Origin of the sequence: Anaerostipes faecalis, assembly GCF_018982945.1 — a bacterium.
Lineage (GTDB): Bacteria > Bacillota > Clostridia > Lachnospirales > Lachnospiraceae > Anaerostipes > Anaerostipes faecalis.
The window spans coordinates 78,107-86,929 of sequence record NZ_JABRXE010000011.1; the positions used below are offsets into that span (position 1 = coordinate 78,107).

The following is an 8,823-nucleotide window of genomic DNA, read 5'->3' on the forward strand; positions in this document are numbered from 1 at the left end:
TGAGATTTATGACTTATAAAATTTTCAAATCACTGGGGAGGAGAATTTATATGGAACCATTGGAAGATGCTACTACCGTAGAGCGTGCTCTTTTAAATCAGGCATCGAAAAATAAAACACCGATTAACGGAAGTATTGAATTACTTCCACTTTGTAATATGAATTGTGATATGTGCTATGTGCGTTTGAGCCGTGAAGAAATGGAACGTCAGGGACGGTTGTGTACTGTGGATGAATGGCTGGATATTGCTAAACAGATGCAGAAAGCAGGGGTTCTTTTTCTGTTATTAACCGGAGGCGAACCTTTTTTATATCCTGAATTTCGCAGGTTATACGTAGAACTACAAAAATTAGGGATGATTCTGACCATTAATACCAATGGAACACTGATTGATGAAGATTTGGCAAAATTTTTAGGTGAACATAAACCTCGCCGCGTGAATATTACGCTTTATGGTTCCAATGAAAATGCTTATCGAGACTTATGTCATTACCCGGGAGGATTTGAAAAAGTTATTCGCGGAATTAAGCTGTTAAGAAAAAACAACGTTGACGTAAAAGTTGGAGGTAGCTTAACAAAAACCAATAAAGATGTGACCGATGAAATCATTGAAATTGGGAATCAACTGGATGTACCAGTCAGGATTGATACTTATATGCTTCCTGCAACACGGGAACGAAGTATGCCTTATAATCTTCAATCTCGTGTAAATCCTATAGAAGCTGCTCAGGTAAGAATACAGGCTCTAAAAAAAGAAATGGGCGAAGACCTATTTGAACAATATGCCAGACAGAGTGTGTTTACTGTGGAAAACATGATCCCAGATCCAGAAGCAACGAGTCGTATGTCTTGCCTTGCAGGGAAATGTTCTTTTACAATTAATTGGCAAGGAGAAATGCGTCCATGTGTCATTCTCTCCAATCCATCTATTTCTGTATTTGAAGCAGGTTTTGAACAAGCTTGGAGATATATAATAGAAGAAGTTCAAAAAATACGGTTAAGTTCCAAGTGTAGTACATGTACTCTGCGCCCTTTATGTAGAACCTGTGCAGCCAGTGCTCTGCTAGAGACAGGCTGTTATGATGGAGTTCCTGACTATACGTGCCAATATGCAAAGGAATCCCTGCGGTTATTAAAATTAGAACTGGAGAAAAATGAAAATGAATAAATTATTTCAAATTGGAGATTTTGTTTTTCGGTTAGATTATCCAGATGAAATCACTCCTCCGCCGAATTTTATGCTATTTGAAACAGAAAAAAAACAACCACAATATTGTTATCATATTAAAATTTCAGAAACCTTTCCAAAATTAAAAGGAGACATCGTTGCAAGACGGCCAGATTTAATAGTGTTTCAAAATCATGGAAAAGAAAGCAGACTCATAGGTGTCAAAGGAACACCGGGGTATTATGCTTGCTATAGAGAAGTATCAAACAATCAGGCAGAGATACTATTGGCACCAAATAGATTGGCAGGATTAAATATTGATCCGGTATTCACATCACTTTTGGTGCTGGAACGTCGTTTGGTAGAACGAAATAACATGGTTCTTCACTGTGCCTATGTAGAATACCGGAGCAAAGCCATTTTATTTTCCGCACCTTCTGAAACAGGGAAGACGACACAGGCAAACCTATGGGAAAAATACCGTAACAGCCGAACCATCAATGGTGACCGCGCTCTCTTGGGAAAAATTAATAATCAATGGATGGCTCAGGGTTGGCCGGTATGCGGTACATCTGAAGTGTGTAATAATGAAGCAACTCCTATCCAAGCAATTGTCATGTTAAGTCAAGGAAAAGAAAACCAAGCTAGACAGCTAAAACCTTCGGAAGCATTTGGTCTTCTATACAGCCAGATTACGATCAATGGCTGGAACAAAGAAAGCACTGCCTCTGCTTTAGATTTAATCGAAAAGTTAATTGTAGAAATTCCAATCTATCATTTGAGCTGTACGATTTCAGAAGAGGCAGTTGAGTGTCTAGAGAAAATATTATAATAATTTAAAAAATGATGTTTTTAAAATAGCTAGAAATACTTCTTTAACATTCATTGAATACAAACTTTCCTTATAAATTAATAACTGCTTCCTTCAGACTATCTCAACCATCTGCCTTTGTATTTAAAATCGTTATGAAGTTTCAGATCCTATATTTCATAACAATCCCAGCTCATCTACAAACTTTTCTGCAACTTTTTCCAAATAACTTAGTAATTGCTCTACATGGAAAACTTTAACTTCTTTTACTTTATCTGCTGAAACATCTAAATATCCCTGTAATTCCATCAGAACTTTCTCAAGATCCCTATAATCCACTTCCTCTATTCCGGGATCAACAGCCGGAATATCCAGCGTCACCGGTAATTGATATTGTTCCACCAAATATGTATTCATCTTTGTATAATCACCATAATACCACATTCCGGAGAAAAAATCTCCTATTGGGATCAACTGACCCGTTCTTTTTAAACATGCCCATTGGACATTTTCCCGTAACAGAGTCTCCTGATGATTCTGATCCAGAAATACCACGATCTGAGGCAGATATTCTTTAAAAAACATCCGATCCACATAGAGATGAAAATAATACCCAAGACAACTAACATCTTTTAATAAAGATCGATACTTCTTTAAAAACAACTGCAAGTCCGGATATTCCACCATATTTCCATGAAACATAGGATTACGAAAATGAGACTGATCCTTCTGTGCATTATCATTCACCGTATCTGGAAGAAGACTCCCGGCCAAAAAATCATTCTGGGTCCGAGAATCTTTAAATTCCATATCAATTTTCTGTAATTTTTTCAGCGCCATCTTCGCAGCTGTTAAATGTAAAATATATCCCGGCATAATATATTGTTCCTTTGATATATATTTTGTTTTTAGTATAATACTGGAGCAATCTTCACATGCTATTCTACTAGTTCTGTCACCACATGCCTCTTCATATTTAACCGATCCATTTTTTATGATTCTAAATACTGAAAAATAATTTCTGCATATTGATTTAATTCCAATAGCTGTGTGTCAGATGCCTTTGTGGAAATTTGATAAATAAATAGTTGTCCACATTCCAATTGTTGAATATCCTGTTTTTTAATTACCTTGTTTCTCTGTTCATCCTCTACTGTCAATAAATCCTGTTCATTCCAATACACATTTGTAATCTTCTCCTCTGAGGACACTGCGATACTATATCTTAAATTTATAGTGACTCAGTTGTCAAGACAAAAATCTAAGATTTTTATAATGAACCGATATGCTTGATAAGTTACGAGGAACCAGGGGAAGAATAGTTGGTCACTCCCCTGATCCATATATGCTAAGCTACATATGGCGACACCATTGCCAGATAGTAGCATTCAGCCGGTGTTTGATAATCAAGAGCAGCATGGCGCCGCTCAAAGTTGTAAGTGTGGATATATGATTCGCCCATCGGCTTTTGCCATCCATACTTTGGCGAATACCGTTTTCCTTTACAAAGTTAATATACTGCTGTCAATTTACATCCAAAGCATTCGTAGAGTTTTGCGAATCCGTTCGTGTGACACAAAGCATGAGCAAAGCAGGATATCCTTATGATAATGCTCCTATGGAGAGATATTTCAACACTTTGAAAAGCGAGCTCATTTACCTATATGAATATGATACCGAGGAAACTCTGTATCAGGCTGTAGAGGAGTTTGCATATGTTAAATACCATCATGTAAAACCTCACAGCTTCAATGGTTATTTAACCCCCTATCAGGCGAGGATCGCCTAAAGGCGATACAATGCCCGATTTTGGATTGCCTGATTACTCTTCGCCAGGAGTTTTCAGTGTATGTCAAGGACAAAGCCGCCAGAGGCGGTGCGAAGCATCCTTTACATACACAGGAGACTACCGTATTATCCAGGCAACAATCCAACATATTTTTTTAGCCACAAGTGTTACAAAAATGCTTGACCACAACATTACTCCACGATTTTATATTTTTCTAACAATTTCACCCGTTCCATACCTATTTGAATGCTGTTTTTTTCTTCCAATGAAGAATGTTTCCGATTATGACGCAAATAATGAATGATTCGATCCATATACGCTATCGGAATTAAAAAATGATGTTTTCGTGCATAAGGATAACGATTGCAAATATATTCCTTCCCTGGAAACAGTGATGACATAATCCCTGTAACTGCATTGGATGATTTATTTTCTGCTGCATTTAAAGTAATATTGGCACTGTGGACACGGTTTGCATCATTTTTTCCAAAAATCCCACCGTCCATCATGTCATTAAGCAATGCCAGACAGTCTAAAGAAACATCTTTGGGTTCTTTCAGACCCAAATCTTCCCATTGAAATCCTAAATATTCAATTCCGATATCTAAAAGATTCATGGTAAAATCATACATATGATATTCTTTTAATGTTTTCGAAAGATCCTTCCATGAAAGCTGATCTTTACAGGTTCTGGCAAACAACAAAATATCACATAGCTGACGGATACCGAACCCTGAGTGTAAAAAATGTTTCAAACTGTGACAAATCAGGTACAATAAATGCTCCTGGGGATTTAAGGTGAGAATATCGGTTCCCTGAATCTTCATATTATCACAAGTATCAAACACTGATGTAAATAACCGATTCAAATGGCCATATGCCCCGGATTCCTGAGCAAATAAGTCCATATGGATCTCCAGATACAAACCTGTCCCTGGATTCTGATAGCCAACTTCCTGATATACTTTTTCACAATCCAATTCACTTCTCAAAAATCCTTCTTTTAAAAGGAATTCATCCATTGCAGGAAATTCCTCCCTTAGAATTAGTAAATCTTCATCGTTGGATATTCGTAAATCCGGTTGAACGTATAATTCACGACATACAATTCCTTTTACAATCAAAGGATGTAATCCAGACTGTCGCATCTTTTCATACAACATCAAAAACAAAAAACTTCTTCTTGTCTGATCACCTGCCTTTGCCAGGGTAGATGATTTCCATACCTGTTGCAACTGAGATGATGCCGTATGAAAACCTTCGCAACCAAAAACCTGCTGATAGATCATTGGTGCAACCGAGTGCTTCTCTGATATTTGATAAAGCTCAACCCACTGGTCTTCTCTCAACTGAGGAAGATCAGAACAAGGCTGATCCCATAACGATGTTTTTAAAATAGCTAGAAATACTTCTGTAATATTCATTGTATACAAACTTCCCCTATAAATTAACAACTGACTCCTCTTACTTTATCTGCCGAAACCTCTAAATATCCCTGTCATTCCATCAGAACTTTCTCAAGACTCCTATAATCCACTTCCTCTATTCCGGGATTAACAGCCGGAATATCCAGCGTCACCGGTAATTGATATTGTTCCACCAGATATGTATTCATCTTTGTATCATCATCATAATACCATATTCCATTGAAACATGGTATTACGAAAATGGGACTGATTCTTCTGTGTATTATCATTCACCGTATCCGGAAGAAGACTCCCGGCAAAAAAATCATTCTGGATCCGAGATATAGTAGATTACTAAAACAAATATCTTCTCATACAAACAAACGTGGGAATCTGTAAAAAAGCAAAAATTCCTCCAACCTAGATACCCTATATTTTGAAACAATCTATGTTAGAGGACTTTTTCTAAATCTATTTTCTTTACTTTTCTTATTTCAAACCTGAAAGAATATTGACTGCATAATATTTTTGCTTCTTTCCTGACAAACTCCTAATAATTCTCCCTTCGCAAGCAGAATGCAAATTATCTTTCTTCAATGGTTCAACCCCATAGTAATTATAAAAAATGGTTTTTATCATCCTTTTTAAAAATCTCATGCAATTCTCCTTTTCATGCAATATCATACGTTATTCAACTAATCATTATAATATCTTAATCCACTTTTTTTATGGTATCATTTTCTATGCAACATATCAATACTTTTTCAAAGAGCAAATATAAAGAATCTGCTATCATTTTTGCATATTCAATGCCAATTTTAAATATATCTTTTTCTTCACTGCTCTCAAATATTTTCATAGAATCAATACACATGAATCCTAAAATTAAACTTTTTCCCTTTAAATTTCCTATTTTAGCAGTAAGCTCTTTAGATACATATTTCCCATCTATCTTAATCGGAACCACTATTGTAGATCTATAGTAATCTAAGAATTTACTACCTCTGGAATTTCGATATTCCATTTTATATGTTTGTAGAAAATCCTGTTCAATATTACTCATGTCTGCAAATGCTAGCAGATCATCTTCAAATTTATTATCTATTATTACTTGAAAGTCAGTATTTTTACGTATTTCTACCGATACATCATCTATTCTATTTCTCTTCTGATCTGTTGTATTGCTCCTGGCAATCGTTAACATTTCCCAATTATTATAATCAGCATCAAAAATACTATCATTTTTTATTAATTTTATACATACCGAGACTTTATCATCGCCTAGATACTCCTTGAATAATTGGTTATAAATTAATTCTATATAATTACATATATGTACACAACGATCCTTCACATCTTCTAAGGTCAAAATATTTAATGAATACAAGGATGAAGAATAGTCTCTCAAATTATGAAAAAATTTATGCATTTCAGTCGCTAATTCTTTATTTTTAACAAAAAATTTTCTTTCTAAAGCATTTTTTGCTTTATTCGTATCAAATATCGTCTTGACAATATAAGAACAAATTGTAATCAAATAAATAAGCACAATCCCACTGAGAATATAAGTGAATATTTTATTTCCATTATTATAAAAAACCAGAACAATTGAAATCACGCTGCTAATAAATGCAAGTGGTTCCTTAATTTTTATATATAATGTTTTAAAAAAATTAATCATATGTATTTCCTCAAATATCACGTCACTTATTACTATAAAAAGCAATTTATCATCCGCTATGTATATTCAATAATATATTATTTCTTTCTATATTGCAATAGCAATATTATTTTCTATTCTTCAATATGTAGAATTTATTCTGCCTTCAATGTGATGTGTACGATTTCCGGTACGTTATGGAATCTTGGAAGCTTTTCTTTATGTGTCCCCAATCCTCTGGTAATGATCATATTTTTTACAGCTTTAAAATGATGAATTCCATCTACATATTCAGGGAACCATCCCTGATCTCCTCCATATAAACCACCAATCCCAAGCAAAATCACCTGCCCTCCATGGTTATGTCCACTGACAACCAAGTCTATATTCCAGGTATCTGCAGCTTCTCCAAAAATAAAACTATCCGGACGATGTGCCATCATAATTTTAAAAGAATCCTCTGCCTGAAAAGATTCTAAAAATTTTAAGTCCTTAGGTTTCATGTCTTTCTTACTCATATGCCCGGCTCCATCAACAGCGAAAGCATAATCATACATTCCACCTATGGTAAGGTTGTTTCCTCTTATGCAAATATTTTTATACTCTTTGTCCAGAACGACTGCACCAGCATTTCTCAGCTTCTGAATCAAAGATTCATCTTTTTTCTTAATATATCCTTCCTCATGATTTCCCAGAGAATAATATACAGGTGCAACTTTCTTTAACTGCTGTATGAGATCAACAGCAACATGGCTGTTTTCACTGATATCATTCAACATATCCCCAACCATTAAAATCAAATCCGGATACTGTTCTCTGATTTTTTCAACAAGCTCCTGATTCTTCTCTCCAAACTCATGATCATGAAGATCTGAAATCATGATGATATTTATGTTATTTTGAATTTTATCTGATTTAACCGTGTAATCAGACACTGTTAAATGATGGTATGAAATGTAAATCTCATAGGCGCAGAAGGAACCTGCTGCCAGAAATAAACATAATAAAATGATAAAAATTTTCTTAATCGGTTTCATAATAAGGTCCTTGTTAGCTTAAAGTTTTCATAAAATTGACTATTTGATGATTTAGTCATTAATTCATCTATACTATCTCTGTATCACTCATACACACTTGAATTATTAGAAAGTTTAATAACTATCGTATTATCAATTACTCTTATTGAATTTGCCTTTGGCCAACATTCCATTTCTTTCACCTTATTCGATTCTTCCAACTTCTTTAATTGTTTTTGACTTACTGCAGACAAATCCAATTTAAATGTATTCGATAAAAACAGAACTGTATGTTCTTGATCAAATAGGAGATTATCCTCTATTAATTGTCCTAAAAGTTGCAATCCCGTTCCCTTTTTTTCTCCTCCCAAACACACTTCTTTTGCTATATTACCTGTAACTGCAATATGATTAATTTTTCCATTGCTCAATTGATGAATACGTTCTATCATCTCTAATCCCGTAGCATATGAACTTTCATAACATCTGTTTAAATGATAATATGAAATATTAGCCTGAATTCCATAATTAAATATAATAACTGTTAATAATAATCCTGCAATATTTGCCCACTTCTCTTTAAACCATCTGTCAAATAATAAAGTCATCCATATATATACAACACAAATACTTTGTAACATCATCGGTCGGTATACAATTGAATCTGACGTAAAAAACCATATACATGCAGCAAATGGTATAACAGCCATACATAGCAAAAAAATTAATAGTTGAATTTTTCGTCTATATAATGTACTTCTTTTTATTGCAGTACATACTACAACTAGTGCAAAAACCAAAAAAATAACATTTAGGATTCCATACAGAGTCCAGCCATGCTGAAAAACCGGAAGAATTCCGCTGATGTATTTTAACAGAGAAAAGGCTTTCCTAAACAGCCTACCCGCTGATACCATAAGAAAGCCTTATCAAATCACCACAAATACCGTAAAAGTCAATCATTCAAGCATG

The 8,823-nt window shown here is 34.6% G+C and carries 10 protein-coding genes and 1 pseudogene; 3 read left to right on the forward strand and 8 right to left on the reverse strand.

The window, feature by feature from the left end:
* Positions 1-50: 50 nt before the first annotated feature.
* Positions 51-1,169 carry a radical SAM protein gene (locus KTB61_RS11205; protein ID WP_216697516.1) on the forward strand — a complete coding sequence of 373 codons (1,119 nt, stop codon included), beginning with the start codon at positions 51-53 and terminating at the stop codon, positions 1,167-1,169.
* Positions 1,162-2,001, forward strand: coding sequence for a hypothetical protein (locus KTB61_RS11210; RefSeq protein ID WP_216697517.1), 840 nt, complete (start codon positions 1,162-1,164; stop codon positions 1,999-2,001). The genes KTB61_RS11205 and KTB61_RS11210 overlap by 8 nt, the downstream gene beginning before the upstream one ends.
* 156 nt (positions 2,002-2,157) lie before the next feature.
* On the opposite strand, the gene KTB61_RS11215 is transcribed toward KTB61_RS11210, so the two are convergent.
* Together KTB61_RS11215 and KTB61_RS11220 are read right to left on the reverse strand one after the other, a co-directional pair.
* Positions 2,158-2,856, reverse strand: coding sequence for a hypothetical protein (locus KTB61_RS11215; protein ID WP_216697518.1), 699 nt, complete (start codon positions 2,854-2,856; stop codon positions 2,158-2,160).
* A 116-nt stretch (positions 2,857-2,972) separates the two neighbouring features.
* Entirely contained in the window at positions 2,973-3,164 is a 192-nt protein-coding gene (locus tag KTB61_RS11220) for a hypothetical protein (protein ID WP_075759386.1), read from the reverse strand.
* 341 nt (positions 3,165-3,505) lie between these two features.
* On the opposite strand from KTB61_RS11220, the pseudogene KTB61_RS11225 reads away from it, so the two are divergent.
* Positions 3,506-3,769, forward strand: a pseudogene (locus tag KTB61_RS11225) (transposase); the annotation flags it as partial.
* A gap of 191 nt (positions 3,770-3,960) precedes the next feature.
* On the opposite strand, the gene KTB61_RS11230 reads toward KTB61_RS11225, so the two are convergent.
* The 6 genes from KTB61_RS11230 to KTB61_RS11255 form a co-directional block, all read right to left on the reverse strand.
* Positions 3,961-5,193, reverse strand: a complete 1,233-nt coding sequence (locus KTB61_RS11230) for a nucleotidyltransferase domain-containing protein (protein ID WP_216697519.1) — start codon at positions 5,191-5,193, stop codon at positions 3,961-3,963.
* A gap of 74 nt (positions 5,194-5,267) precedes the next feature.
* Positions 5,268-5,465 (reverse strand): hypothetical protein, encoded by a 198-nt coding sequence (locus KTB61_RS11235; protein ID WP_216697520.1) that lies wholly within the window; start codon positions 5,463-5,465, stop codon positions 5,268-5,270.
* A gap of 199 nt (positions 5,466-5,664) precedes the next feature.
* Positions 5,665-5,832 (reverse strand): hypothetical protein, encoded by a 168-nt coding sequence (locus KTB61_RS11240; RefSeq protein ID WP_216697521.1) that lies wholly within the window; start codon positions 5,830-5,832, stop codon positions 5,665-5,667.
* A gap of 55 nt (positions 5,833-5,887) precedes the next feature.
* On the reverse strand, positions 5,888-6,856 hold the full coding sequence (locus KTB61_RS11245; protein WP_216697522.1) for a hypothetical protein: 969 nt from the start codon (positions 6,854-6,856) through the stop codon (positions 5,888-5,890).
* A 134-nt stretch (positions 6,857-6,990) separates the two neighbouring features.
* Positions 6,991-7,872: a metallophosphoesterase gene (locus tag KTB61_RS11250; RefSeq protein WP_216697523.1), complete on the reverse strand. Its 882-nt coding sequence runs from the start codon at positions 7,870-7,872 to the stop codon at positions 6,991-6,993.
* A gap of 83 nt (positions 7,873-7,955) precedes the next feature.
* Positions 7,956-8,561, reverse strand: a complete 606-nt coding sequence (locus KTB61_RS11255) for a hypothetical protein (protein ID WP_216697524.1) — start codon at positions 8,559-8,561, stop codon at positions 7,956-7,958.
* Between the last annotated feature and the right edge of the window lie 262 nt (positions 8,562-8,823).

Bases quoted from the DNA above. Each gene is read 5' to 3' on its own strand.
- KTB61_RS11250 (WP_216697523.1), bottom strand. From the start codon at position 7,872: ATGAAACCGATTAAGAAAATTTTTATCATTTTATTATGTTTATTTCTG.
- KTB61_RS11240 (WP_216697521.1), bottom strand. From the start codon at position 5,832: ATGAGATTTTTAAAAAGGATGATAAAAACCATTTTTTATAATTACTAT.
- KTB61_RS11210 (WP_216697517.1), top strand. From the start codon at position 1,162: ATGAATAAATTATTTCAAATTGGAGATTTTGTTTTTCGGTTAGATTAT.
- KTB61_RS11245 (WP_216697522.1), bottom strand. From the start codon at position 6,856: ATGATTAATTTTTTTAAAACATTATATATAAAAATTAAGGAACCACTT.
- KTB61_RS11230 (WP_216697519.1), bottom strand. From the start codon at position 5,193: ATGAATATTACAGAAGTATTTCTAGCTATTTTAAAAACATCGTTATGG.
- KTB61_RS11215 (WP_216697518.1), bottom strand. From the start codon at position 2,856: ATGCCGGGATATATTTTACATTTAACAGCTGCGAAGATGGCGCTGAAA.
- KTB61_RS11235 (WP_216697520.1), bottom strand. From the start codon at position 5,465: ATGATAATACACAGAAGAATCAGTCCCATTTTCGTAATACCATGTTTC.
- KTB61_RS11205 (WP_216697516.1), top strand. From the start codon at position 51: ATGGAACCATTGGAAGATGCTACTACCGTAGAGCGTGCTCTTTTAAAT.
- KTB61_RS11255 (WP_216697524.1), bottom strand. From the start codon at position 8,561: ATGGCTGTTATACCATTTGCTGCATGTATATGGTTTTTTACGTCAGAT.